Below are 23,822 nucleotides of genomic sequence, written 5' to 3' on the forward strand. Positions count from 1 at the left end.
GGCTACTCGTGCTGCCAGCTGTGCCAGAGCTTGGCGTAGTCGCCGCCGGCGGCGACCAGGTCGTCGTGCGGGCCGATCTCGGTGATGCGGCCGCCGTCGACCACGGCCACGCGGTCGGCGTCGTGCGCGGTGTGCAGGCGGTGCGCGATGGCGACCACCGTGCGTCCGGTGAGCACCGCGTTGAGCGACCGCTCCAGGTGGCGGGCCGCGCGCGGGTCGAGCAGCGACGTGGCCTCGTCGAGCACGAGCGTGTGCGGGTCGAGCAGCACGAGCCGCGCGAGCGCGACCTGCTGCGCCTGGGCGGGCGTGAGCGTGTGCCCGCCCGAGCCGACCGCGGTCTCGAGCCCGTCGGGCAGTGCCGCGGCCCACGACACGGCGTCGACCGCCCCGAGCGCACCCCACAGGGCGTCGTCGGTGGCCGACGTGTCGGCCAGACGCAGGTTCTCGGCCAGCGATCCGACGAACACGTGGTGCTCCTGGGTGACCAGCGCGACGTGGTGGCGCAGGTCCTCCAGGGGCAGCTCGACGAGCGGCACGTCGCCCACGGTGACCGACCCGCCGGTGGGCGGGTGGATGCCCGCGAGCATGCGGCCGAGGGTCGACTTGCCCGCGCCGGACGGGCCGACGACGGCCAGCCGCTCGCCGGGCGCGAGGTCGAGGTCGATGCCGTGCAGCACGTCGTGACCCTCGCGGTACGCGTACCGCACGGACCGGGCGCGCACGTCCTCCGACGTCGGGACGGCCGTGCCCGCCGTGCGGTCCGGGCCGACGAGGCCGACGCCGACGACGCGCGCGAGCGCGACCACGGCGACCTGCAGCTCGTCGAGCCAGAACACGAGGTCGAACACCGGGCCGCCCATCTGGTGCCCGTACATCGCGATGGTCGCGACCGTGCCCACCGTGGTCACGTCCTGCGACACGAGCCAGCCGCCCCACAGGATGACGACGATCGGCGCGATCGCGACCGCGGCGTCCAGCGAGGGGATGAGCCGCAGCCGCAGGCCCAGGGTGTAGGACTCGGCGTCGAACGCCTCGCGCAGGTCGCGGTCGATCCGGCGCCGGATGCGCGCGCCGAGGTGGAGGGCGTCGGTGGTGCGGGCGCCCTCGACGGCCTCCGTGATGGAGCCGTTGATCGTGGCGTACGCGGCGGACTCGCGCAGGTAGCCCGGTGTCGCCCGCTTGAGGTACCAGCGGGTCGCCACGGCGATCAGCGGGACGCCGGTGAGCAGGCCGAGCGCCACCAGAGGGCTCGCCAGGAACGACGCGACCAGGGTGAGCGCGATCGTCACGACGCACACCAGCACGCGCGGCACGCCGAAGCGCACGGCGTGCTGCAGCTTGTTGACGTCGTTGGTGGTGCGCGCGACGAGGTCGCCCGTGCCGGCCTTCTCCACGGTGGACAGCGGCAGCCGCGTGACGGTGTCCATGAACTCCTCGCGAAGGTCCGCGAAGACCCGCTCGCCGAAGACCATGGACAGGCGCTGGGCGTACCGGGTGATGACGGCCTGCGCCACGACGGCGCCGACCAGGACCAGCGCGAGCGTGTCGACGGCGGAGATCGTGGTGCCGTCGGCGACGTCGTCGATGATCCGGCCGAGCAGGAACGGCCCCGCCAGGCCGGCCAGCGCGGCGAGCGTGTGCAGCACCGCGACGCCGCCGAGCTGACCGCGGTGGCGGCGGAACAGCCGTCCCACCGTGCGGTTGACCTCGGCGCGGTCGGCGATGGGCAGCAGGTTCGGGTTGGTCGTGTCGCTCATCGTGCCGCTCCTTCCAGGTCGGTGTCGGCGGTCTCGTCCTCGGCCATGCTGCGACCGACGACGGCGCGGTACGCGGCGCCGTGGACGTCGTGGCGGGCCAGCAGCTCGGCGTGCGTGCCGCTGGTGACGGCGGTGGCGTCGTCGTCGAGCAGCACGACCTCGTCCAGGTGGTCGAGCACGAGCGGGCTGGCGGTGACGACGAGCGTCGTGCGGCCGCGGCGGACCTGCGCCACCCGCTCCGCGATCCGCGCCTCGGTGTGGGCGTCGACGGCGCTGGTGGGCTCCACGAGCACGAGGATCTCGGGCTCGGTGAGCAGGGCGCGCGCCAGCGCGACGCGCTGCCGCTGGCCGCCCGACAGGGAGCGGCCCTTCTCGGGCAGCTCGCCGGTGAGGCCGCCGGGGACGCTGTCGAGCACGTCGTGCGCGTCCGCGGTGACCATCGCGGCCATCAGGTCCGCCTCGGTGGCCCGGCCGCGCGCGTCGAGCGCCTCGCCCAGCACACCGGAGAACAGGTGCGGCGTCGCCTCGGAGACGACGACGCGGTGGCGCAGGGCCTCCTTGTCGAGGTCGGCCAGCAGCACGCCGCCGAGCCGCACCGGCGTGCCGGTCTCGGCTTCGTCGTCGAGCCGCCCGAGCCGCGTCGCGACCCGCGCCGAGGCGTCCGGGTCCGCGCTGACCAGCCCGACCACCCGGCCGGCGCGCAGCACCAGGCCGCTGGCCTCGTCGGCGAGCTCGGCGCCGGCGGGCGGCGCGTCGGTCGAGGCCCCCGCGGACGGCGTGGCCTCGGTGACCCGCAGGACGTCGAGGATCTTGCGCGAGGAGATGACGGCACGGATGACCATCTGCAGCATCTGCGTGGCCATCTGGACCGGCCACGCGAGGAACGCGGCGTAGCCGTAGAACGTCACGAGCTGGCCGCTGGTGATCTCGCCGCGCACGGCCGCACGGGCGCCGAGCCACAGCACGAGCGCGGCGAGCAGGCCGGGCAGCAGCACCTGGAGCCCGTCGAGCACCGACTGCAGCACGGCGACGCGCACGCCCTGGTGGCGCACCTCCTGGGACTGGCGCGCGTAGCGGGCGGCGAACTCGTCCTCGCCGCCGATGCCGCGCAGGATGCGCAGGCCGGAGACGGTGTCCGCGCCGAGCGACGTGAGCCGACCGGTGGCCTCGCGCTGCGTCGTCTGGCGCGACTGCAGCGGCTTCACCAGCAGAGCGAGCACGGCCGCCACCGCCGGGATGCCGAGCGCCAGCACCAGGCCGAGCTGCACGTGCTGCGACAGCATGATCGCCACGACGACGACGTACGCCAGCACGCCGCCGGTGAACCGGCCGGCCATGGAGAACATGTCGCCCACGCGCAGCGCGTCGTTCGCGACGGCGGAGACGACCTCGCCGGTGGGCAGCTTGCGGGTGATCGCGTGCCCCGCACGCGAGGACTTGTAGCCGACGAGCTGCGAGAACGACAGGGACGCGCGCACCCAGTTCTCGACGTCCCAGATGTGGTTGAAGATGCCGGCGACGACGATCACGGCGGCCGCGCCGAGCATGGCGCCGCACCACACGAACAGCTCGGGGCCGAAGCCCTGCGTCAGCCCCTCGTCGATGGCGCGACCGATGAGCAGCGGCGCCGTGGCGGACGCGAGCATCGCCACCACGCCCGCCACCAGGGACTTCGCGAGCACGTCGCGCTGCCGCCAGCCCTGCCAGGCGAGCAGCCGGGCGGGGGACGTCAGAGGGGGGTTGCCCACGTCGGGCAGGGGAAGGGGGCGCACGAGGATCCAGCCTACGAACGACCGCCGACACCGGGCCACGGAATAACCGCATCGTTTCGCGCCTACGATGCTGGGGTGAGCACGCCGCAGCAGACCCCCGCCCCGCAGCCCTCGCCGACCCCCGCCGGCGGCGCGAGCCAGGCCCAGGCCGAGACCGCCATCCGCAAGGCGCGCGGCGCCCTCAAGCGGTACCGGTTCATGGCGATCCTCACCGGTGTGATGCTGCTGATCCTGTGCGTCGAGCTGTTCTTCAAGTACGTGGTGCCGGTCGACGTCGTCATCGACTACCTGGGCTGGGTGCCGTTCGCGCACGGCTGGATCTACGTGGTGTACCTCGTCACGGTGCTCGACCTGTGGTCCAAGATGCGCTGGGGCTTCGGTCGTCTCGCCACGATGGTGTTCGCCGGCGTGGTGCCGGTGATGTCGTTCATCCTCGAGAAGCGGGTGCACGCCGACGCCGACACGAAGCTCGGCGCGCTCGAGGAGCGGTACGCGGCATGACGTCGCTCGCCCCCCTCGTCGCTCCCGGCCCGGAGCTGGACCCCGCGCGGCTCGCCCGGTACGCCCGGCACCTGCCGCTGCCGGGAGTCGGGGCCGAGGGGCAGCGCCGGCTCGCGGCCGCGCGCGTGCTCGTCGTCGGGGCCGGCGGCCTGGGCAGCCCGGCCCTGCAGTACCTCGCGGCGGCGGGGGTCGGCACGCTCGGCGTCGTGGACGACGACGTCGTGGACCTCTCCAACCTGCAGCGCCAGGTGGTGCACGGCACCGCCGACCTCGGCCGGCCCAAGGTCGAGTCGGCCCGCGACCGGCTCGCCGACCTCGCCCCCGACGTCGACGTCGTGGCCCATGCGGTGCGACTCACCCCCGAGAACGCTCTGGACGTCGTGGGCGGGTACGACGTCGTGCTCGACGGCGCGGACAACTTCCCCACCCGCTACCTCGTCTCCGACGCGGCCGAGGTCCTCGGCGTGCCCGTGGTGTGGGGCGCCATCCATCAGTTCGACGGCCAGGTCGCCGTCTTCTGGGGCGCCCCCCGGCCTGCGGACGGGCCCCGCGAGCGCGGCGTCACCTACCGCGACGTCTTTCCGGTGCCCCCGCCGCCCGGCACCGTGCCCGACTGCGCCACCGGCGGCGTGCTCGGCGCGCTGTGCGGCACGGTCGGCTCGGTGATGGCCACCGAGGCGGTCAAGCTGATCACCGGCGCGGGCACCACGCTGCTCGGTCGCATCGCCGTCTACGACGCCCTCGAGCTCTCGTGGCGCCAGCTCACCGTCCGCCCGGACCCGACGCGCGAGCCCGTCAGCGCGCTGCTCGCCGACGACGCCGCGTACGCCGCGTTCTGCGGCCTGCCCGCGCCGTCGGCCGCCGGGGACCCCGCCGGCGCCACCGCCGGGCTCGGCCCCGCCAGCATGACCGCGCCCGACGCCGCCGTGCTGCTCGCGGGCGACGCTCCGGTGGCCCTCGTCGACGTCCGCGAGGACTGGGAGGCACAGGCCCTGCCCGTGGCCGGGGCGCGCCTCGTGCCGAGCGGCACGTTCTTCGGGCCTGACGGCGCCGACGTCGCGCGTGCGGAGCTGCCGACCGACCGTCCCGTGCTGCTGGTCTGCGCCGCCGGTGTCCGCTCGGCCCGCGTGGCCGACGTCGCCCGCGCCGCCGGCGTCGACGCCCGCTCCGTCGAGGGCGGCGCCCCCGCGCTGCTCCTCGCCGTCTGACCGCGCCGAGATAGAGCGCGCGTCGCGCTCTATCTCGCGGTCAGAGGGCGAGGTCGAGGCGGCCGTCGGGGGCGGAGCTCGCCAGCGCGCCCTCGCGGCGCGGGATCCGACCGGCGCCGGCGGCGAGGCGCCCGGACTCGACGGCGAGCCGCATCGCGCGCGCCATCCGCACAGGGTCGGCGGCGCGCGTGACGGCGGTGGCGAGCAGGACGCCGTCGCAGCCGAGCTCCATCGCCAGTGCGGCGTCCGACGCCGTGCCCACCCCGGCATCGAGGATGACGGGCACCCGCGCGGCGGCCGCGATCGCCTCGATGTTGCGCGGGTTGAGCACGCCCAGCCCGGTGCCGATGGGCGCCCCGAGCGGCATGACAGCGGCGCACCCGACGTCCTCCAGGCGGCGCGCGAGGATCGGGTCGTCGTTGGTGTAAGGCAGCACGACGAACCCGTCGCGCACCAGCGCGTCGGCCGCCTCGACGAGACCGAGAGGGTCGGGCAGCAGGGTGACGTCGTCCGCGATCACCTCGAGCTTCACCCAGTCGGTCCCGCAGGCCTCGCGGGCGAGCTGCGCCGTGAGCACGGCCTCGCGGACGGAGAAGCAGCCCGCCGTGTTGGGCAGGGCGCGGATGCCGAGCCGCTCGAGCAGGCCCCAGATGCCGCCGTCCTCGGCTCCCGAGCCGCCCGGCCGCACCGCGACGCGGCGCATCGCGACCGTGGTGAGCCCGGTGCCGGACGCGACCAGCGCCTCCTCGAGCGTCATGAGATGGGACGCGCCGCCCGTCCCCATGACGAGCCGGGAGCCGATCTCGGTGCCCGCGACGACGAGCGGGTCGACGAGCGGGTCGACGCGTGGTGCCGCAGGGGTCTGCGCGGTGGTGCCGGTCATGCTTCCTCCTCAGCCGCCCTGGACGGCGGCGACGATCTCGACCCGGTCGCCGGGCGCGATCCGGGTGTCGGCCCACAGGCCGCGGGGGACGACGGCGTCGTTCACGGCGACGGCGACGCCCTGCACCGACCCGTCGGCCACGAAGGCCGGGACCAGGGCCGCGACGACCGCCTCGACGCCGTCGCCGTGCGGCCCGTCGAGCGGGTAGGCCTCGCCGTTCACCACGGCGGTGCGGGCGGTGGGGCTGGAGGGGGCGACGGTCATCGTGCAGCTCCTTCGTGGGCGGGGTCGACGGCAGGCGCGAAGCGGCGCGGGTCGGCGGCGGACAGTGCGGCATCGGGGGACGGTCCGCCGGTCACGGCCGCCACGACCGCGTCGGCGGTGAGCGGGGCGAGCAGCACCCCGTTGCGCCCGTGACCGACGGCGGCCAGCAGGCCGGGGGCGGCGGTCTCACCGACCAGCGGCACGTTGTCGGGCGTGGCCGGGCGGGCGCGGGGGGTGACGTCGACCAGCGCGGCCTCGTCGATGCCGGGCACGAGGGCGCGCGCGTCGCGCAGCAGCGCGAACACCCTGCCGGCCTCGGCGCGCCGGTCGTCCGGGCGCTCCTCGCTGGTGGCGCCCACGACGATCTCCCGGTGCCCCGGCCCGCTGCCGGTCCCTCCGCCCCGCGGCACCACGTACACCGGCCGGCCCTGCACCGTGCCGCGCACCACGTGCTCGAGCGCGAGCTCCGGGCCGGCGTCCAGCCGCAGCGTGATCCCCTTGACGGGCCGCACGGGCACCCGCACGTGCGGCAGCCCGGCGAGCAGCTCGGGCGTCGCGCCGGTGCCGGTCGCGAGGACCACCGCCCCGGCGGCGTGCCGCGCGCCGTCGTCGTCGTGCACGGCGACCACCCGGCCGCCGGGGTCGCGCTCCAGCCCTGCCGCGGCCCGGCGCACGACCGACCCGCTGGGCGTCCTGGTCAGCGCCCGGAGGAGCGCGGCGTGCACCGCCCGCGGGTCGACCGCGAGGTCGCCGTCGACGCGCGCGGCGCCCGCGAGCCGTGGTCCGAGGTAGGGCTCGCTCTGTCGCGCGTCTGCCACCGAGATCTCCTCGGAGGCGAGCCCCCACTCCCGGTGCAGCGCCAGGACGCGCCGCAGGAGCGCGAGGTCGTCGGCGTCGTACGCGACGGCGAGGGAGCCGGCGCGCAGCAGGGGGAGGTCGTTGCCGGTCGCGGCGGCGAGGTCGGCGGTGAAGGCGGGCCAGCGGGCGGCCGACGCGAGGTTGAGGCGCGCGAGCTCCCGCTCGCCGAAGTCCGCCTCGCTGACGGCGGCGAGCATCCCCGCGGCCGCCCGGGTGGCGCCGTCGCCGGGAGACGGGTCGAGCACGGTGACGGTGAGGCCCGCGGCCGCGGCGCGCCACGCCACCGCGAGGCCGACGATCCCGCCACCGACCACGACGACGTCGCGGGCGGGCGGGCGGGCACGCTCGAGTGCAGAGACGGGCATGTGCGCTCCCTTCGCTGGCATGACCCAGATCAGGTTCGACGGTCGGCTCCGACGCCCTCTCAGCCCCGTGCAGGGCTCCCGTGCCCGGCCACTGTAGCGCGAGCCGTGGTTACCCTGACCGGCGTGACCACGACCGAGACCGGCGCTGCGCCCGGCACGATCCGCTCCCGCCTCGCCGACGCCCGCCTGTACCTGTGCACCGACGCCCGCGAGGAGCGCGGCGACCTCGAGGACTTCCTGGGCGCGGCGCTCGCGGGCGGGGTGGACGTCGTGCAGCTGCGGGACAAGTCGCTCGACGTCGCGCGCGAGCTGGAGCTGCAGGAGCTGGTGGCCCGCGTCGCCGCCGAGCACGGCGCGCTGTGGGCGGTGAACGACCGGGCGGACGTCGCCGGGCTGAGCGGGGCGCCCGTCGTGCACATGGGCCAGCGCGACCTGCCCGTGCCCGCCGTGCGCGCGCTGCTCGGCCCGGGCCCCGTGCTGGGCCGGTCCACGCACTCCGCGGCGCAGGCCGCCACGGCCGAGGCCGACCCGGACGTCGACTACTTCTGCGTCGGCCCGCTGTGGGCCACGCCCACCAAGCCCGGTCGCGCCGCCGTCGGCCTCGACCTGCTCCGCGAGGTGGCCGCGACCCGCCCCACGACGCCGTGGTTCGCCATCGGGGGCGTGGACGCCGAACGCCTGGACGCCGTGCTCGACGCCGGCGCGACGCGCGTCGTCGTCGTGCGGGCGGTCACGCAGGCGCCGGACCCCGAGCGTGCGGCCCGTGAGCTGCGGGAGCGACTGGGATGACCGACCGGCCCTGACCGGGGACGCGCCCGGATGGGGAGTGCTCCCCCGGGCGGGGGATACCGGGCGGGGGTGGCCTGTGCCACAGTGAACGCGCCCCGCCTCCCGCCGGGGCGAGCCGCGCCCCCGAACTCCCCTGGAGAAGTCGATGTCCCCTCGCGCCCGCACGTCCGCCCTGCTGCTCGCCGGCACCCTGCTCGTCGCGTCCGGCTGCACCGGCGGGGGCACCGAGGAGGCGGGCGGGGCGGCCGCCGCGGCCGGCCCGGAGGCCGAGGCCGCCGCGGACCCCGGCACGGCGTCCGTCGCCGACCAGGTGATGGCCGAGCAGTCCATCGCGACGCCGCACGGCTCGGACGCGGCCCTGGGCGGCGAGGTGACCGTGTCGCTGCGCGCGGTCGAGGTGGCCGACGGCACGACGACCGTGCGCTGGGCGTTGCGCTGGGACGACGACGCGTCGCCCGCCGACGCGGGGGCGAGCTGGTACGACATGAGCCTGGAGCCCGTCACGACCGTGACGGACCGCGCGGGCCTCAAGGCGTACCGGCCGTTCTGCACCGAGGGTGCCTGGCAGGAGGACACCGACGACTCGACGAAGGCGGCGGTCGCACAGATGAAGTGCCGCGACTCCATGCTCGTGTCCCCGCTCGAGAAGCACGCCTTCAAGTTCCCCAACCACGGCACGATCGAGGTGTCCGCGGTGCTGCCCGCGCCGGAGGGCGAGCCGGCGACGGTGGACGTCCTGCCCGCCGAGGGGCTGCCGCTGTTCACGGACGCGACGGTCACCTACGCCGACGGCGCCGCGAAGTGACGCGCCGACGACGGCGGGGGACGGCGGTCGCGGCACTCGTCGCGCTCCTCGCCGCGGGCGGCGCCGGCCCGGCCGTGGCGGGGACCGAGCCGAGCGCCTCGGCGAGCCCGTCGCCGAGCGGGGCGGTGTCGGCCGACCCGGCGCTGATGCAGGAGGCGCAGGAGGCGCTCGCGGAGCAGGACGCGACGGTCGAGGCCGCCGAGATCACCGACGCGATGCGCGCGGGTGCCACCCTCGACCTGCGCGCCGACGACGCGACCTTCCCGCTGGACCCGGAGGACGCGACCACCACGCTGGAGCAGAAGCAGGAGGAGAAGGAGGACACGGTCGTCACGCTCACCTCGGACCTGCTGTTCGAGTTCGGCGAGGCCGCGCTGACGCCGGAGGCGAAGGCCGCGGTCGCCGACCTGGCCGCGGACGTCCCGCAGGACGCGACGGTGCGGGTGGACGGCTACACGGACTCGATCGGCACGGACGCGACGAACCTGACGCTGTCGAAGGAGCGCGCGAAGGCGGTCGCCGACGTGCTCGGCGCCGAGCGGTCGGACCTGACGCTGAAGGTGCGGGGCCACGGCGAGGCGGACCCGGTCGCGGAGAACGAGGTGGCCGGCGAGGACAACCCCGCGGGCCGCGCGCTCAACCGCCGCGTCGAGGTGACCTACCCCACCGCGTGACCCGGAGGACGGGCCGGGAGGGCGGGCGTCCGGCGGCTACGATGGCTCGGTGACGTCTCCCGCCACCGATCCCAGCCCCGCCACCCCCCGCCCGGTTCTCGTCGTCGACTTCGGCGCCCAGTACGCGCAGCTCATCGCGCGCCGTGTGCGCGAGGCCAGCGTCTACTCCGAGATCGTGCCGCACTCGTTCAGCACCGAGCAGATGCTCGCCAAGAACCCGGCGGCGATCATCCTCTCGGGCGGCCCGTCGTCGGTGTACGCCACGGGCGCGCCGTTCGTGGACCCGGCGCTGTTCGAGGCCGGCGTGCCGGTGCTCGGCATCTGCTATGGCTTCCAGGCGATGGCGCAGGCGCTCGGCGGCACGGTCGCGCAGACCGGCCAGCGCGAGTACGGCGGCACCGAGGTCGAGGTGTGCGAGGCGGGCGTGCTGCTGGCCGGCACCCCCGGCCACCAGACCACCTGGATGAGCCACGGCGACTCCGTGCACGCGGCGCCCGAGGGCTTCGAGGTGCTCGCGACGTCGTCCGGCTCGCCCGTCGCGGCGTTCGAGGACAACGGCCGCCGCCTGTACGGCGTGCAGTGGCACCCCGAGGTCAAGCACTCCGCCCACGGCCAGGCCGTGCTGGAGAAGTTCCTCTACGAGGGCGCCGGCCTGAAGGCGGACTGGACGCCGGGCAACGTCATCGCCGACCAGGTCGCCGCGATCCGCGCCCAGATCGGCGACGCGCGCGTCATCTGCGCCCTCTCCGGCGGCGTGGACTCCGCCGTCGCCGCCGCGCTGGTGCAGCGCGCCGTGGGCGACCAGCTCACCTGCGTGCACGTCGACCACGGCCTGCTCCGCGAGGGCGAGGTCGAGCAGATCGAGCGCGACTTCGTCGCCTCGACCGGCGTGAACCTCATCATCCGCGACGAGAAGGAGCGCTTCCTCTCCGCCCTGGCGGGGGTCAGCGACCCGGAGACCAAGCGCAAGATCATCGGCCGCGAGTTCATCCGCGTGTTCGAGGACGCCCAGCGCGACATCGTCGCCGAGGCGGGTGCCCACGGCGAGGAGGTCAAGTTCCTCGTGCAGGGCACGCTGTACCCGGACGTCGTGGAGTCCGGCGGCGGCGAGGGCGCGGCCAACATCAAGAGCCACCACAACGTGGGCGGCCTGCCGGACGACCTGCAGTTCGAGCTGGTCGAGCCGCTGCGCACCCTGTTCAAGGACGAGGTCCGCGCGGTGGGCCGCGAGCTCGGCGTGCCGGAGGAGATCGTCTCCCGCCAGCCCTTCCCGGGGCCGGGCCTCGGCATCCGCATCGTCGGCGAGGTGACGGCCGAGCGCCTGGAGACGTTGCGCAAGGCGGACGCCATCGCGCGCGAGGAGCTCACCAAGGCGGGCCTGGACGACGAGATCTGGCAGTGCCCCGTGGTGCTGCTGGCCGACGTCCGCTCCGTCGGCGTGCAGGGCGACGGCCGCACCTACGGCCACCCGATCGTGCTGCGCCCCGTGTCCTCCGAGGACGCCATGACGGCCGACTGGACGCGCCTGCCCTACGACGTGCTCTCGATCATCTCGACCCGCATCACCAACGAGGTGAGCGAGGTCAACCGTGTGGTGCTCGACGTGACGAGCAAGCCGCCGGGCACCATCGAGTGGGAGTGAGGGTGCAGGGCGTGGGCGCGGTGGTCGGGGGCGCGAGGCTTCGCTCGCTCGAATGATTCGCTCGTTCCTCGCTCGGCTCTCGCTCACGAACCCTCGCGCCCCCGACCACCGCGCTCACTGCTGTCAGGAGATGCGGAACGAGTTCGCCCGGTCGTTGAAGCTGCCGAGGTAGCTGTCCTTGTCGATGAAGCCGGTGTACGCCCCGCTCTTGTTGTTGCCGTTGTAGAGGCGCACGTCGCAGTGGTTGTACGTCTTGACGGACGTGATCTTGTTGGACAGCGCGGTGCCGAGGTTGGCGCCGCCCTCGTTGTCCCCCGTGCCCGCCGAGCAGCCGGTCTTGTACTTCGGGTTGTAGACGACGACCTGGAACCCGCCGTAGTCGATGTGCTGGTACAGCCGGGCAACCACCAGCCCGGTGCCGGGCTTGGCGTTCTTGCAGCCGAACGTGCCGTCGAGGACGGCGCAGTAGTACGTCTTGGCTGCCGCGGTGGCCGAGATCTTGAGGTCCTCGACCATGACCGGCGTGTCGCTGGTCACGGCCTCGACCCGGACGGGTGCGGCGCCGTCGTCGGGCGCCGCGGTGGCGGCCGGGGCGGTCATGCCCAGTGCCGCGATTGCCGCGAGCCCTCCCACGACGGCGGCGAGCCTCGCGCGGCGGGTGCGGTGGTGTGTCGTGATGGTCATCGTCGCTCCTCACGTCTGCCGGCGATCCCCTCGTCGCCGGTCACGTGACACGAGGTGCCCGCGCCCGTCGTTGATACGCCGAGGCATCGATCCGTCCGTGACCAGGGACGATGCGGGCCCGGGCTCAGCGGGCGAGCGCGGCGGCCCTGAGGTAGGCGGCCTCGACGTCGGCGAGCACGCGCGGCCAGGACGTCGCGAGCTCGGCGGAGCGGTTGTGCGCGATCATCGCGTCGAGCAGGGCAGGGTCGTCGGCGAGGCGGACGAGGGCGTCGGCCATCGCGGCGTCGTCGTCCACGAGCAGGGCGTCGCGGCCGTCGACCAGCCGCTCGGCGATGCCGGACTGCGACCGGCTGACGACCGCGAGGCCAGCTGCCTGCGCCTCGAGCGCGGCGATGCCGAACGCGTCCTGCACGGCCGGCGCGACGAAGACGTCGGCACGCACGTACAGGCGCTTGAGCTCGGTGGGGGTGAGGCGGCCGACGAGCCGGACCGTGTCGGCCAGGCCGTGCTCACGCACCCAGCGCCGCGCCTCGGTGAGCTGCGGCCCGTCGCCGCCGATCGTCGCGACCAGGCGGCCGGGCGCTCTCTCGACCGCGGCCGCGATCGCCTCCAGCAGCGGCAGCACCCGCTTGCGGGGCGCGAACCGGGTGGCCGAGACGACGTGCACCTCGCGGCCCTCGGCACGCGAGCCCCGCTCGACGCGCGGCAGCCGCCAGGCCTCGACGTCGATGCCGTTGCCCAGCACGGACACGCGGTCCGCCGCGGCGCCGGGGCCCAGCCGCCGCCCGACCACGCGGCGCAGCGGCGCCGCGGTCAGCTCGCTCACCGCCGACCACTGCACCGGCCACGCCGACCAGCCCGTCGCGCGGTCGAGCCCGGCGAACGCGCGCTCCCACCCGCCCCAGACGGAGTGCACGGTGAGCAGCGCGGGCAGACCCGCGCGGGTGACGGGGCGGAGCGCGAGCTCGACGGTCGGTGCGAGCGCGCCCATGTGCAGGTGCACGACGTCGGGCCGCCGGCCGTCGGCCTCGAGCTCCCGCAACCGCGCCAGCACGTGCCGCGCCGCACGGGGGTGCACGGGGTAGCCGCCCGGCACGCGGGCCGCGACCCGGTGCACGACGACGCCGTCGTCGTCGGTCGCGGTCGTGACGCCGTGCTCGCCGGGCGCGGCCGGGGTCGTGGTGATCACCTCGACGTCGTGCCCGGTTTCCGCCTGCCGCCGCGCGAGCCGCGCCACCTGGGTCTCGATGCCGCCGAGCAGCGGGAGGTAGGAGTCGGAGACGTGGACGATGCGCACCGGGTCATCCTGCCATCGCGACGACCTGCGGGTTCGTCGCGCCGAGGCCGCGAACCAGCGCTACGGTGCGAGGAGCGGTACCCGAAGGCACGCGAAGCGATCTTCCCCGAGGCACGGCTCACCCCAGAGGAGAGGTGCGACATGTCGAGCACGGTCACCGTTCATCCGACCAAGGGCGTCCGCGGGATCGGCCTGGTCACCGTCATCGCGGGCATCGTCATGATCGTCGCCGGCCTGGGGGTGTGGGTCGTCGTGTCCCAGACGCTCTCGGCCGAGGAGATCACGGTGTCCGAGGACGCCTCGATGTTCGCGGGGCAGCATGTCGCCGGTCCCTTCACGGCCTACGCGCAGGCCGAGGTGATCAACAAGCACGCGCTCGAGGCCTCCGACGGGCAGACGTACGCGCAGCTCGCTCAGGACGACCCGACGCGGGACACGGTCATGAACGCGTCCTTCCTGCGGGCGTCGCTGTTCACCTCGGTGGTGGCGTTCGGCGTCTGCGCCCTCGTCATCGGCCTGGGCATCGTGTTCATCCTGCTGGGGAGCGCGCTGCGCAAGCTCGCGGGCGGGCCGCAGGTGGTGGTCGACACCCCGGGGTTCACCTCGTCCGGCGACTTGTCCCACGCCGCGCACCGCGCGGACCCGGACGAGCCGACCAGCAGGCCGAACACCCCGGCGGCGCCGCCGCCCGAGCGGCCGAGCACGCGCACCGCTCCCGAGGCTCCCTCCGCCGGGTCCTCGACGCCCCCGTCGGCACCTCCGTCCGGGCCGTCGTCGACGGCCCCGGAGAACCCGCCCGCCGCACCGCCGTCCGGCGGCAGCGGGTCGCCGTCGGCCTGACCCCGGCGGCCGGTACGACGAAGCGGCGGCGACCCCGAGCTGGGTCACCGCCGCTTCGTCGTGCCGGCCGCGTCAGCGTGCGGTCGTGGCACGGCGCCGGCGGCGCACCGCGCTGACCACCGACCCGATCACCAGCAGCGCGCCCGCCGCGGCCAGCAGCACGATGGCGGCCAGCTCGACGTCGATGTGCGCGCCCGCGGCGTTGGCCACCAGTCCGGCGCCGAACGCCACGACGAGGAAGCCCCACACGATCGTGCTGGCCCGGGGGCCTGCGGAGGCGTGCGGCTCGTCCAGGGTCGTGGCCGCGGGGGCTGCGGCCGTCGCCTCGGAGGGCTCCGGCGCGGCGGACCCGGGCGCGGTGGGCCCGGGCGCGGTGGGCTCGGGCACCGTGGCGCCGTAGCCGGGGGAGGGCGCCTCCGGCGCATGCCCCGCGAACGCGGGCCCGGTGGGCGCCGGCTCGGAGAAGGCAGGCTCCGGGCGGTGCTCCGGCCGGTCGAAGATCGACAGCGGGTCATCCGGGCCGGCCACGGGGAACGCCCGGGTGTCGCCCGAGCCGGGGAAGGCCTGCGTCTCGTCGGCGGCGGGCAGGGCCTGCGTCTCGTCGGCGGCGGGCAGGGCCTGCGTCTCGTCCGGGGCCGGGAGCGCCTGGGTCTCGTCTGGCTCGGGTGCGGGCGTGGTGGGCTTGTCGTCGCTCATCGGGACTCCTCGATGGTCAGGTTGCCGGCGCGCACGCCGACGTCGAGCAGCAGGCGGGCGCCATCAGCCTCGCGCGCCTCCTCGGTGCTGAACCGCACGGGACCGTTGGTGTAGGTGTTGACGGAGCGGTCCTGGCCGTCCACGAGCCACTCGGCGTTGCCCGCGATGACCTCGACGTCGGCCTCCACGGCCGTGCCGTCGGGGATCAGGACGGTCGCGTTCCCGGCGGAGATCGTGACGGGGACGACGACGGGGTCGCCCAGCGGGACGCCGGCCAGGTCGAGGTCGGTGAGGTCGACCGTGGCGTCGCCGAAGCGCACGTGCACGCCCTCCTCTGCTTCGTCGGTCGTCGTCGGGTGCAGGGTGCCGTCGCTGACGACCGCGGCGGAGCCCGACTGCTCCGGGCCGTCGGCCCAGAACTCCCACGAGTCGCGCTCGCCGGCGAACGGCCAGGTGAAGACGCCCGCGACGAGCGCGAGGATCGCGAGGAACGTCAGCCCTCCGCCGCGACGGCCGCGCAGGCCCGTCACGACCAGCCCGAGACCGAGGACCACGATCGACGCACCCAGCCACGTGGGGCCGAGCGGCAGGTCGAGGTTCCCGGTGCGGTCCGCGACCAGGAGCAGCGCACCGCCGAGCAGCACGAGCCCGAGGACGATCCCGACCGCGGCGGCGCCGGGGCCCTTCCGCACGGGCCGCGGGGCGCGGGGCGGAGCCACAGGGGGTGCGGCCGGAGCGGGCGCCGCGGCCCAGGTGCCGGACGGGGCGGAGGGCGCGGCGGGAGCGGGTGCGGCGGCCCAAGAGCCCGTGGGCTCGGCGGGCGGCAGCGGCGTCGTGGGCGTGGTCAGGTAGGGCGCCGGCGGCGCGGGGGTGAAGGAGCCCGTGGGCCGAGGCCCTCCGCCGGCGGCGGGGTCGTCGGTCGTGCCCGGCGCCGGCGTGGCCGGGTACGGGGGAGCCGCGGGGTACGGCGGCGCGGGCGGCGTGCCGGGCCCGCCGGACCGTGGGCGGCGGTCGCGGATCAGCTTGACGACCAGCCAGATGATCCCGACCCAGACGGCGACCCACAGGAGGGCGCCGATCCACTCGATCCCGAAGCCCCACCAGCTCAGGCCGTCGCCCCACGCGAAGCCGACGATGAGCGCGACGACCGCCCCGAGGAGCGCGACGTCGAAGTCCCCGCGGAACGCCTGCTGCAGGTGGATGCGGCCGTCCCGCTCCGGGAGGAGCGCCCACGCGATCGCGTAGATGACGATGCCCGCGCCGGTGAGGAAGAAGCTGAGGATCAGCAGGCCGCGCACCAGCAGCGGGTCGAGGCCGAACCGCTCGGCGACGCCGCCCGCGACGCCGCCGACCCACCGGTTGTCGGACCGGGTGACGCCGAGGCGCCGGATGGAGTCGAAGAAGCCGTCACCGCTGCGGCGGGGCGGCACGGGGCCGCCCGCGGCGGGTGCGCCGCCGGCGCCGGGCTGCGGCCCGGGCGGCTGGGGGAGGTCGTCGGTGCTCATGGCTCCATCCTGGCGACCACGGGCCCGGTACGGCATCGGGTGCTGCCCTGACACGACCCTGATTCGGAGGGCCGGGCCACCCTGAAACCTTGGCATCCCGCGCCCGGGGGCGCCCCTGACGTGCCAGGATCGGGAGCATGACCACCGAGCGACCCCTGCGCCTCCCGCTGCGCCGTCCCCCCCAGGGGCGGATGCTCGGCGGTGTCGCCGCGGGTCTCGCCGCGCACCTGCGCCTCCCGGTCGTGGTGGTGCGCCTCGCGTTCCTGATCCTCACCCTCGCCGGGGGCGCGGGCGCGGTCGCCTACGTGTTCTGGTGGGTGACCGTGCCGTCGGGCGACCCGCGGCAGGCTGCCGACACCACGCCGACGTCGTTGCAGCGGCTCGCCCCGCGCCTGCGCCTGCGAGGTCCGGTCGCCGCGCTCCCCGTCCGGGACGTCCTCGTGGGGGCGGCCCTCATCGCGGGCGCGTTCGTCCTGGTCGCGATCCGCGCGGGCTGGGACGTGGGCGCGTCGTGGGTGCTCCCGACGCTCGTCGCCGTGGGCGGCCTGGCGCTCGCGTGGAGCCAGCTCGATGCCGCGCACCGCGGTCGCACCGCCGACGACGGCCCCGGCACCCGCCGCTCGACCCTCGTGCTGCGGCTCGTGGGCGGCGTCGTCCTCGTGATGGTGGGCGTGCTGCTGCTCATCGGCCAGGATGCCCCGGTGCCGGTGCTGCTGCAGGCCGCCGTGGCGTCGCTCGCGGTGCTCGCGGGCGCGGCGCTCATGCTGGCCCCCTGGTGGCTGCGCCTCGTGCGGGAGCTCGGCGACGAGCGCGCCGCCCGCGCCCGCGAGGCCGAGCGCGCGGACATCGCCGCCCACCTGCACGACTCCGTGCTGCAGACGCTCGCCCTCATCCGCTCCCGCGCCGACGACCCGGAGGCGGTGGCGCGCATGGCCCGCGCCCAGGAGCGCGAGCTGCGCGAGTGGCTGTACACCGACCGCACCGCCCCCGGCACGTCGCTCGCGGCCGAGCTGCGGGCCCTCGTGGCGGAGGTCGAGGACGGCCGCGCCGTGGAGGTCGAGTCGGTGATGGTGGGCGACTGCGTCCCCACGGAGGAGACGTCCGCCCTCCTGCAGGCGTCGCGCGAGGCTCTCGTGAACGCCGTCGTGCACGGCCGCCCGCCCGTCACCGTCTACCTCGAGGTGACCGACGTCGCGGTGGAGGTGTTCGTCCGCGACCGGGGCGACGGCTTCGAGATGGACGACATCGCGCCCGACCGGTTCGGCGTGCGCGAGTCCATCCTGGGGCGCGTGCACCGCCGCGGCGGTACCGCCGACGTCACCAGCCGCCCCGGCTGGGGCACCGAGGTGCGGCTGCGCATGCCGCGCGACGGGCGGGCCGATCCGGTCGAGCCCGACCCGCCGGTCGAGCCTGTCGAGACCCAGGTGCCGACCGGCCCGACCAGCGAATCCGACGAAGGAGCACGCACGTGACCGCCACCCCCGACGCCCCTCGGCCGCCCGCCGGGCCGGTCCCCGTCGTCCTCGTCGACGACCACCACATGTTCCGCACCGGCGTGCGCGCCAGCCTGGACGGCCGGGTGCAGGTGGTGGGCGAGGCGGCGGACGTCGACCAGGCCGTCGCCGTGGTGCACGAGCACCGGCCGCCCGTCGTGCTGCTCGACGTGCACCTGCCCGGCGGCAACGGGGGCGGCGGCGCGGAGGTCGTGCGCAGGTGCGCCGACCTGCTGGGCGAGACGAAGTTCCTGGCCCTCTCCGTGTCCGACGCCGCGGAGGACGTGGTGGCCGTCATCCGCGCCGGGGCGCGCGGGTACGTCACCAAGAACATCTCGGCGTCGGACCTGTCCGGCGCGGTCGTGCGCGTGGCCGGGGGAGACGCCGTCTTCTCGCCGCGCCTCGCGGGCTTCGTCCTGGACGCGTTCGGCACCGCGGCGGGCGACGTCGCCGTCGCGGACGACGAGCTGGACCGCCTGTCCAAGCGCGAGCAGGAGGTGATGCGCCTCATCGCGCGCGGGTACTCCTACCGCGAGGTGGCGAGCGAGCTCTTCATCTCCATCAAGACGGTCGAGACGCACGTGTCCGCGGTGCTGCGCAAGCTGCAGCTCTCCAGCCGCTACGAGCTCACGCGGTGGGCTGCGGCGCGGCGGCTGCTGTGAGCGCCGCGGCCCGGTACCGGTCGAGGACGACGTCTACCAGGGCGGCAGGCGCGTCCTCGTGGGCGACCAGCAGCGGCGCGGTCGTGACGTCGCCGCCGGCGCGCGCGGCGAGGTCGGCGAAGAACCCCGGAGCGAGCAGGTAGGACGCGACGACGACGCGGCGCCCGGGCTGGTCGGCACGGGCCGCGGTGACCACCTCGGCCACGCGAGGGGTGGCGTTGGCGATGTAGCCGACGATGACCCGGCGGCCCAGGCGCTCGCCGAGGCGGGCGGCGGTGGTCTCGCAGTCCGCGACGGCGCGGGCATCGCTGGACCCGGCAGCGGCCAGCACGACGGTGTCGTCCTCGCGCAGCCCCGCCTCGGCGAGGCGCTGCTCGAGCACGTCGACCAGGCGGTCGTCGGGCCCGAGGGCGCCGCCGAGCGTCACGTCGTCGCCGCCCGCGACGGCGGCGTCGACGTCCTCGCGCAGGTCGACGTGCACGTGATAGCCCGCCGACAGCAGCAGCGGCACGACGACGGTCGGCCGGGCGGCGGGGGTGTCGCGCAGGCCCGCCAGGCAGGTCGGCACGTCGGGCTGCTGCACGTCGACGAACCCCGCGTGCACGGTTGCGCCCGGGAGGCGGGCGGCCACCGCCTCGACGAGGGTCGCGACGGCGCCCGACCCGGTGGCGGAGGCGGTCCCGTGCGAGATCGCGAGCAGCGCGGGAGGCGGGGGCGGGGTCGGTGTCGCCGGCATGCCCGCGACGCTACGCGCGCCGTCGTGCGCCGCGGTTGCCGCCGCGTGAACTCCCGTCACGACGACCTCACCACGGGCGGCGCGGCGGTGTGCGCGGGGGCGGCGCCCGGCAGCCCGACCCAGGCCGGGCTGCGCCGCACGACGTCCCCCACCACGGTGACGGCGGGCGCCTGCACGCCGACGGCGCGCGCCCGGTCCGCGATGTCGGCGAGCGTGCCGACGGTGGTGCGCTGGTGGGCGCCGAACCCGTCCTCCACGACGGCGACGGGCGTGTCCGCCGGTCGCCCTGCGGTGACGAGGGCCCGCGCGGTGTCCGCCAGCCGGGTCACGCCCATGAGCAGCACGAGCGTGTGGTCGGTGCCGCCCGGCACCTGGCCGACGTCGTCGTGCCCCGTGAGCACGCTGAACCCGCGGGCCAGACCGCGGTGGGTGACCGGGATGCCGGCGGCGGCGGGCACGGAGACGGCGGACGTCACGCCGGGCACGACCTCCACCTCGATCCCCGCGGCGCGGCAGGCGTCGAGCTCCTCGCCGCCGCGGCCGAAGACGTACGGGTCGCCGCCCTTGAGGCGCACCACGTCGCGCCCGGCGAGCGCGTGCCGCACGAGCAGCGCGGAGATCTCCTCCTGCGGCACGGGGTGGTTCCCGGCCGTCTTGCCGACGTCGACCACCTCGACGTCGTCGCCCAGGCCGGCCACCAGCGAGCGCGGTGCCAGGCGGTCGACGACGACGACGTGCGCCGCGGCGAGCAGCCGCCGCCCGCGCACCGTGATCAGGCCGGCGGCGCCGGGACCGCCCCCCACGAGGGCCACCCGTCCGGGGCGCGGCGCACCGCCGTCGCCCGGCGCGTCGTCCGGGGACCCGGCGGGCCGCACCGGGCGCAGGGGCAGGCTGCCGTCGTCGAGCCCGGCCACCACGGCGTCGCGCACCCGCACCGCGCGGCGGGGGTCGCGACCGGCGGTGACGGCCACGGTGAGATCGCCCGCGGGGCGGCCGGCGGCGTCGGTCACGGGCGTGCGTGCCACGGCGGGCACCCACGCGGAGCCCAGCCCGGCGTCGCCGGCCGTGACGCAGAACGTCCGCAGCAGCTCGGCGTCGCCGGCCACGCGGGCGTCGACCGCCGGGTCGCCCGTGGCCGTGTGCACGAGCCACGCGCCGTCGAGGTCGCCGTCGCAGTAGCCGCGGGTGACCCGCTCGATCGCGCCCGAGGAGACGAGCGACGCGAGCTCCGGCACCACGTCCGGCGCGATCACCCGCACGCGGGCCCCCGCGGCGAGCAGGCCGCGCACGCGCCGCAGCGCCACCGGCCCGCCGCCCACCACGATCACCAGGCGCCCGGTGACCCGCAGGCCCAGGGGGTACGTGTCGTGCGGGGTCGCGGCGCGCGCGGCCCGCGACCCGGCCGGCGGCGTCCAGCGCTCGCTCATGCGTGCAGCCCGCACTCGGTCTTGTCGCGGCCCGCCCAGCGCCCGGCGCGGGCGTCCTGGCCCGACTCGACGCGCTGCGTGCAGGGCTCGCAGCCCACCGACGGGTATCCGTCGCTGAGCAGCGGGTTCACCACGACGCCGTGCCGGCGGGCGTACTCCTCGACCTCCTCGTCCGACCAGGCCGCGAGGGGGTTGATCTTCACGACGCCGTTGCGCTCGTCGAAGGAGACGAGGGGCGCGTTCGCCCGCGCCGCGGTCTCGCCGCGGCGGACGCCGGTCGCCCAGGCCTCGTAGCCCTGCAGGGCCTGCCGCATGGGAGCCACCTTACGCATGGCGCAGCAGGCCTCCGGGTCGCGGTCGTGCAGGCGCGGGCCGTGCGCGGCGTCCTGCTCGGCGACGGTGAGCTCGGGGCGGACGTCGACGACGTCCACGTCCATCTCGATCTCGACGGCGCCGCGCGTGCCGAGCGTCTCCGCGAAGTGGTAGCCGGTGTCCCCGAACAGGACGTCGACGAACGGGAGCTGCCGGGACACGAGGTGCGCCAGCACGAGGTCCTGCATCGACGACGCGACCGCGAGGTACGGACCGAACTCGCGCACCGCCCAGGCCACGACCTCCTCGGCCGTCGCCTCGGGCCGGTCTCCGTCGGCGTGCAGCTGGGCCCGTCCGCGCTCGACGACGTGGCGCAGGTCCTCGGTGGAGCGGCGGTGCCGGGCGGCGCGGGCGCGGTGCCGGGCGCCGCGCGACTCCTCGCGGGCGGCCGCCCGCGCCCGCACCTGGGCGAGCCGGTCGCCGCCGGCGGACGCGAGCAGGGTGACCGGGGAGGACAGCTCGACTGCCGTCACCGCAAGGCCTCCTCGTCGGCGCGGTGCGCCCACTGGGCGAAGGTCTCGCCGCCGGTGTGCTCGGCGTCGTACCGCCGCACGACGCGCTCCACGTAGTCGCCGACCTCGGCGGCCGGCACCTTCAGGCCCCGCACCGTGCGGCCGAGCTCGCCCGCGTCGCGCCCCTCGCCGACCAGGCCGCCGCCCAGGTGCACCTGGAACCCCGGCATCTGCTCGCCGTCGACGGTGATGATCTGGCCCTTGAGCCCGATGTCCGCCGTCTGGATCCGGGCGCAGGAGTTGGGGCAGCCGTTGACGTTGAGCTCGATAGGCCGGTCGACCCGCGCCGTGACGTCCCCGAGCCGTTCCTCGAGCTCGCCGATCACGCGCGCCGCGGTGTCCTTGGTGTCGACGATGGCGAGCTTGCAGAACTCGATGCCCGTGCAGGCGATGGTCGAGCGGCGGAACAGGCTCGGCCGGGCGGTGAGGCCCAGCGGCTCGAGTCCGGCGACCAGCTCGTCGACGCGGTCACCGGGCACGCCCAGGACCACGACCTTCTGGTGGGCGGTGAGCCGCGCGGAGTCGGCGCCCACCTTCTCGATGAGGTCGGCCAGCCCGGTCAGAGTGTTGCCGCCGACGCGGCCGACCACCGGCGCGGCGCCCACGTAGAAGCGACCGTCCTTCTGCTCGTGCACGCCCACGTGGTCGCCCGGCCGGGTGGCCGGTGCGGGGGCCGGGCCGTCGGGCAGGGCGTAACCCAGGTACTCGCCCTCCAGCACCTCGCGGAACTTCTCGGTGCCCCAGTCGGCCAGCAGGAACTTCAGGCGGGCCTTGTTGCGCAGCCGGCGATAGCCGTAGTCGCGGAAGATCCGGATGACGCCGTGCCAGACGTCCGGCGCCTGGTCCTCGGTGACGAAGACGCCGAGCCGCTCCCCGAGCCGCGGCGTCGTCGACAGCGCGCCGCCCACCCACAGGTCGTAGCCCGGGCCGAGCTCCGGGTGCACCACGCCGACCAGCGAGATGTCGTTGATCTCGTGCACGACGTCGAGGCTGGGGTGGCCGGTGATCGCGGTCTTGAACTTGCGGGGCAGGTTCGCCAGCTCCGGGTCGCCGATGTACCGGCGCTTGATCTCGTGGATCACCGGCGTCGGGTCGATGATCTCGTCCGCCGCGATGCCCGCGACCGGGCTGCCGAGGAACCCGCGGGGCGAGTCGCCGCACGCCGTGGTCGTCTCGAGGCCCACCGTGTCGAGGCGGCGCCAGATCTCCGGCATGCTCTCGATCTCGATCCAGTGGTACTGGATGTTCTGCCGGTCGGTGATGTCGGCCGAGCCGCGCCCGAAGTCGGCCGAGATGCCCCCGAGCACCCGCAGCGCGGCGGGGTCGAGCGCCTGCCCGTCGGACCGCACCCGCAGCATGAAGTACTCGTCCTCGAGCTCGTGCGGCTCGAGCGTCGCCGTGCGGCCGCCGTCGATCCCCGGCTTGCGCTGCGTGTACAGGCCCCACCAACGGAACCGGCCGTGCAGGTCGTCGTCGGCGATGGAGTCGAAGCCCTGGTGCGCGTAGACCGACTCGATCCGGTCGCGGACGCCGAGCGGCGCCGCCTCCTGCTTGAACTCCTCGTTGTGGTTGAGGGGGGTGGTGCCGTCCACCTTCCACTGGCCGTTCGGGCGCGTGGCGCGCGGCGGCCGGACACGGGCGGGGGCGGCGTTCTCGCTGGTGGTGGAGGGTGCGGTGGCGGTGGTCTGCGTCGTCATCTGGGGGGAGTTCCTCGGGTCCTCGGGGGCGGGACGCGCGACGACGAGCGACTCAGCGGGGGTGGGCCGAGGACCGACGGCGCGCGCCGGTGCTCAGGAGCCGCGCGAGGGCGGCAGGGCTGAGGTAGGGCGCGATCAGCGACAGCAGCACAGACAGCTGCGCATGCTGCGACGCACGCACGCCGGCATCCCGTGACGAGTCGTCACGAGGAGGCGGTGCGCGGCCGTGGTCATGGGGACGACCGTAACGGCACGGGGCGCGGTCGCGCGAGAGCGGGTCCACATGCTGGGACCACATGTTGGGACGACTGCCGTCCGGCTTGCGCGGGTGCCCCTGGGTGTGAGGTGTGACCGGTTGCGGACGGGGGCGTCAGATCCCCGTC

The 23,822-nt window shown here is 75.6% G+C and carries 22 protein-coding genes and 1 riboswitch; of the genes, 9 read left to right on the plus strand and 13 right to left on the minus strand.

Features of this window, described 5'->3' with window-relative positions:
* Nucleotides 1-2: 2 nt before the first annotated feature.
* Nucleotides 3-1,757 (minus strand): ABC transporter ATP-binding protein, encoded by a 1,755-nt coding sequence (locus B5Y66_RS06415; RefSeq protein WP_079572597.1) that lies wholly within the window; start codon nucleotides 1,755-1,757, stop codon nucleotides 3-5.
* Nucleotides 1,754-3,529: an ABC transporter ATP-binding protein gene (locus tag B5Y66_RS06420; RefSeq protein WP_322788691.1), complete on the minus strand. Its 1,776-nt coding sequence runs from the start codon at nucleotides 3,527-3,529 to the stop codon at nucleotides 1,754-1,756. Before B5Y66_RS06420 ends, B5Y66_RS06415 begins: the two co-directional genes overlap by 4 nt.
* A 75-nt stretch (nucleotides 3,530-3,604) precedes the next feature.
* Here B5Y66_RS06420 and B5Y66_RS06425 point away from each other — a divergent pair, with 75 nt between their 5' ends.
* Entirely contained in the window at nucleotides 3,605-4,030 is a 426-nt protein-coding gene (locus tag B5Y66_RS06425) for a DUF3817 domain-containing protein (RefSeq protein WP_079572599.1), read from the plus strand.
* Complete coding sequence (locus B5Y66_RS06430; RefSeq protein ID WP_079572601.1) at nucleotides 4,027-5,238, plus strand: ThiF family adenylyltransferase; 1,212 nt, start codon at nucleotides 4,027-4,029, stop codon at nucleotides 5,236-5,238. The genes B5Y66_RS06425 and B5Y66_RS06430 overlap by 4 nt, the downstream gene beginning before the upstream one ends.
* 40 nt (nucleotides 5,239-5,278) lie before the next feature.
* Here B5Y66_RS06430 and B5Y66_RS06435 read toward each other — a convergent pair whose 3' ends face one another.
* The 3 genes from B5Y66_RS06435 to thiO form a co-directional block, all read right to left on the minus strand.
* Complete coding sequence (locus B5Y66_RS06435; RefSeq protein ID WP_079572603.1) at nucleotides 5,279-6,121, minus strand: thiazole synthase; 843 nt, start codon at nucleotides 6,119-6,121, stop codon at nucleotides 5,279-5,281.
* Nucleotides 6,122-6,130: 9 nt separating this feature from the next.
* Nucleotides 6,131-6,385, minus strand: a complete 255-nt coding sequence (thiS, locus tag B5Y66_RS06440) for a sulfur carrier protein ThiS (protein WP_079572605.1) — start codon at nucleotides 6,383-6,385, stop codon at nucleotides 6,131-6,133.
* Nucleotides 6,382-7,608, minus strand: coding sequence for a glycine oxidase ThiO (thiO, locus tag B5Y66_RS06445; RefSeq protein WP_079572607.1), 1,227 nt, complete (start codon nucleotides 7,606-7,608; stop codon nucleotides 6,382-6,384). The genes thiS and thiO overlap by 4 nt, the downstream gene beginning before the upstream one ends.
* Nucleotides 7,598-7,700, minus strand: a riboswitch (TPP riboswitch). (Overlaps the previous gene by 11 nt.)
* A 22-nt stretch (nucleotides 7,701-7,722) precedes the next feature.
* Here thiO and thiE point away from each other — a divergent pair.
* The 4 genes from thiE to guaA all read left to right on the plus strand — a co-directional run bounded on the left by thiE (nucleotide 7,723) and on the right by guaA (nucleotide 11,518).
* Complete coding sequence (thiE, locus tag B5Y66_RS06450; RefSeq protein WP_407656377.1) at nucleotides 7,723-8,397, plus strand: thiamine phosphate synthase; 675 nt, start codon at nucleotides 7,723-7,725, stop codon at nucleotides 8,395-8,397.
* Nucleotides 8,398-8,542: 145 nt separating this feature from the next.
* On the plus strand, nucleotides 8,543-9,202 hold the full coding sequence (locus B5Y66_RS06455) for a hypothetical protein (RefSeq protein WP_079572612.1): 660 nt from the start codon (nucleotides 8,543-8,545) through the stop codon (nucleotides 9,200-9,202).
* The gene (locus tag B5Y66_RS06460) at nucleotides 9,199-9,876 is read left to right on the plus strand and encodes an OmpA family protein (RefSeq protein ID WP_079572614.1); all 678 of its coding nucleotides are present in this window, start codon (nucleotides 9,199-9,201) and stop codon (nucleotides 9,874-9,876) included. Before B5Y66_RS06455 ends, B5Y66_RS06460 begins: the two co-directional genes overlap by 4 nt.
* 49 nt (nucleotides 9,877-9,925) lie before the next feature.
* Nucleotides 9,926-11,518 carry a glutamine-hydrolyzing GMP synthase gene (gene guaA, locus B5Y66_RS06465; protein WP_079572616.1) on the plus strand — a complete coding sequence of 531 codons (1,593 nt, stop codon included), beginning with the start codon at nucleotides 9,926-9,928 and terminating at the stop codon, nucleotides 11,516-11,518.
* Nucleotides 11,519-11,641: 123 nt separating this feature from the next.
* On the opposite strand, the gene B5Y66_RS06470 is transcribed toward guaA, so the two are convergent.
* Entirely contained in the window at nucleotides 11,642-12,202 is a 561-nt protein-coding gene (locus tag B5Y66_RS06470; RefSeq protein WP_079572619.1) for a hypothetical protein, read from the minus strand.
* 124 nt (nucleotides 12,203-12,326) lie between these two features.
* Nucleotides 12,327-13,499, minus strand: a complete 1,173-nt coding sequence (locus B5Y66_RS06475) for a glycosyltransferase family 4 protein (RefSeq protein WP_079572621.1) — start codon at nucleotides 13,497-13,499, stop codon at nucleotides 12,327-12,329.
* 141 nt (nucleotides 13,500-13,640) lie between these two features.
* Here B5Y66_RS06475 and B5Y66_RS23225 point away from each other — a divergent pair, with 141 nt between their 5' ends.
* Nucleotides 13,641-14,339 carry a hypothetical protein gene (locus tag B5Y66_RS23225; protein ID WP_322788692.1) on the plus strand — a complete coding sequence of 233 codons (699 nt, stop codon included), beginning with the start codon at nucleotides 13,641-13,643 and terminating at the stop codon, nucleotides 14,337-14,339.
* A 72-nt stretch (nucleotides 14,340-14,411) separates the two neighbouring features.
* Here the strand turns inward: B5Y66_RS23225 and B5Y66_RS06485 are convergent, their stop codons facing one another.
* Together B5Y66_RS06485 and B5Y66_RS06490 are read right to left on the minus strand one after the other, a co-directional pair.
* A complete protein-coding gene (locus B5Y66_RS06485; RefSeq protein WP_079572623.1) occupies nucleotides 14,412-15,035 on the minus strand; it encodes a hypothetical protein in 624 nt (207 codons plus the stop codon).
* Entirely contained in the window at nucleotides 15,032-16,540 is a 1,509-nt protein-coding gene (locus B5Y66_RS06490) for a PspC domain-containing protein (protein ID WP_079572625.1), read from the minus strand. The genes B5Y66_RS06485 and B5Y66_RS06490 overlap by 4 nt, the downstream gene beginning before the upstream one ends.
* Before the next feature lie 137 nt (nucleotides 16,541-16,677).
* On the opposite strand from B5Y66_RS06490, the gene B5Y66_RS06495 reads away from it, so the two are divergent.
* The gene (locus B5Y66_RS06495) at nucleotides 16,678-18,012 is read left to right on the plus strand and encodes an ATP-binding protein (protein WP_079572627.1); all 1,335 of its coding nucleotides are present in this window, start codon (nucleotides 16,678-16,680) and stop codon (nucleotides 18,010-18,012) included.
* A 68-nt stretch (nucleotides 18,013-18,080) separates the two neighbouring features.
* Entirely contained in the window at nucleotides 18,081-18,695 is a 615-nt protein-coding gene (locus tag B5Y66_RS06500; RefSeq protein WP_245806986.1) for a LuxR C-terminal-related transcriptional regulator, read from the plus strand.
* Here B5Y66_RS06500 and B5Y66_RS06505 read toward each other — a convergent pair.
* The 4 genes from B5Y66_RS06505 to B5Y66_RS06520 are packed head-to-tail and all read right to left on the minus strand — an operon-like array spanning nucleotide 18,661 to nucleotide 23,439.
* On the minus strand, nucleotides 18,661-19,431 hold the full coding sequence (locus B5Y66_RS06505; RefSeq protein WP_079572631.1) for a sirohydrochlorin chelatase: 771 nt from the start codon (nucleotides 19,429-19,431) through the stop codon (nucleotides 18,661-18,663). The two genes, B5Y66_RS06500 and B5Y66_RS06505, sit on opposite strands and share 35 nt — an antisense overlap.
* Nucleotides 19,432-19,487: 56 nt before the next feature.
* On the minus strand, nucleotides 19,488-20,858 hold the full coding sequence (gene cobA / locus B5Y66_RS06510; protein ID WP_079572633.1) for a uroporphyrinogen-III C-methyltransferase: 1,371 nt from the start codon (nucleotides 20,856-20,858) through the stop codon (nucleotides 19,488-19,490).
* A complete protein-coding gene (locus tag B5Y66_RS06515; protein ID WP_079572635.1) occupies nucleotides 20,855-21,703 on the minus strand; it encodes a phosphoadenylyl-sulfate reductase in 849 nt (282 codons plus the stop codon). The genes cobA and B5Y66_RS06515 overlap by 4 nt, the downstream gene beginning before the upstream one ends.
* Entirely contained in the window at nucleotides 21,700-23,439 is a 1,740-nt protein-coding gene (locus B5Y66_RS06520) for a nitrite/sulfite reductase (protein ID WP_079572637.1), read from the minus strand. Before B5Y66_RS06520 ends, B5Y66_RS06515 begins: the two co-directional genes overlap by 4 nt.
* Nucleotides 23,440-23,822: the final 383 nt, after the last annotated feature.

The organism is Krasilnikoviella flava (genome assembly GCF_900167525.1).
Lineage (GTDB): Bacteria > Actinomycetota > Actinomycetes > Actinomycetales > Cellulomonadaceae > Isoptericola > Isoptericola flavus.

Excerpts from the sequence above, each read along its gene's own strand:
- B5Y66_RS06455 (WP_079572612.1), top strand. The coding sequence starts at position 8,543 with ATGTCCCCTCGCGCCCGCACGTCCGCCCTGCTGCTCGCCGGCACCCTG.
- B5Y66_RS06505 (WP_079572631.1), bottom strand. The coding sequence starts at position 19,431 with ATGCCGGCGACACCGACCCCGCCCCCGCCTCCCGCGCTGCTCGCGATC.
- B5Y66_RS06500 (WP_245806986.1), top strand. The coding sequence starts at position 18,081 with ATGTTCCGCACCGGCGTGCGCGCCAGCCTGGACGGCCGGGTGCAGGTG.
- B5Y66_RS06485 (WP_079572623.1), bottom strand. The coding sequence starts at position 15,035 with ATGAGCGACGACAAGCCCACCACGCCCGCACCCGAGCCAGACGAGACC.
- B5Y66_RS06430 (WP_079572601.1), top strand. The coding sequence starts at position 4,027 with ATGACGTCGCTCGCCCCCCTCGTCGCTCCCGGCCCGGAGCTGGACCCC.
- B5Y66_RS06520 (WP_079572637.1), bottom strand. The coding sequence starts at position 23,439 with ATGACGACGCAGACCACCGCCACCGCACCCTCCACCACCAGCGAGAAC.
- thiS (WP_079572605.1), bottom strand. The coding sequence starts at position 6,385 with ATGACCGTCGCCCCCTCCAGCCCCACCGCCCGCACCGCCGTGGTGAAC.
- cobA (WP_079572633.1), bottom strand. The coding sequence starts at position 20,858 with ATGAGCGAGCGCTGGACGCCGCCGGCCGGGTCGCGGGCCGCGCGCGCC.
- thiO (WP_079572607.1), bottom strand. The coding sequence starts at position 7,608 with ATGCCCGTCTCTGCACTCGAGCGTGCCCGCCCGCCCGCCCGCGACGTC.
- B5Y66_RS06495 (WP_079572627.1), top strand. The coding sequence starts at position 16,678 with ATGACCACCGAGCGACCCCTGCGCCTCCCGCTGCGCCGTCCCCCCCAG.
- B5Y66_RS23225 (WP_322788692.1), top strand. The coding sequence starts at position 13,641 with ATGTCGAGCACGGTCACCGTTCATCCGACCAAGGGCGTCCGCGGGATC.
- B5Y66_RS06490 (WP_079572625.1), bottom strand. The coding sequence starts at position 16,540 with ATGAGCACCGACGACCTCCCCCAGCCGCCCGGGCCGCAGCCCGGCGCC.
- B5Y66_RS06470 (WP_079572619.1), bottom strand. The coding sequence starts at position 12,202 with ATGACCATCACGACACACCACCGCACCCGCCGCGCGAGGCTCGCCGCC.
- B5Y66_RS06415 (WP_079572597.1), bottom strand. The coding sequence starts at position 1,757 with ATGAGCGACACGACCAACCCGAACCTGCTGCCCATCGCCGACCGCGCC.
- B5Y66_RS06435 (WP_079572603.1), bottom strand. The coding sequence starts at position 6,121 with ATGACCGGCACCACCGCGCAGACCCCTGCGGCACCACGCGTCGACCCG.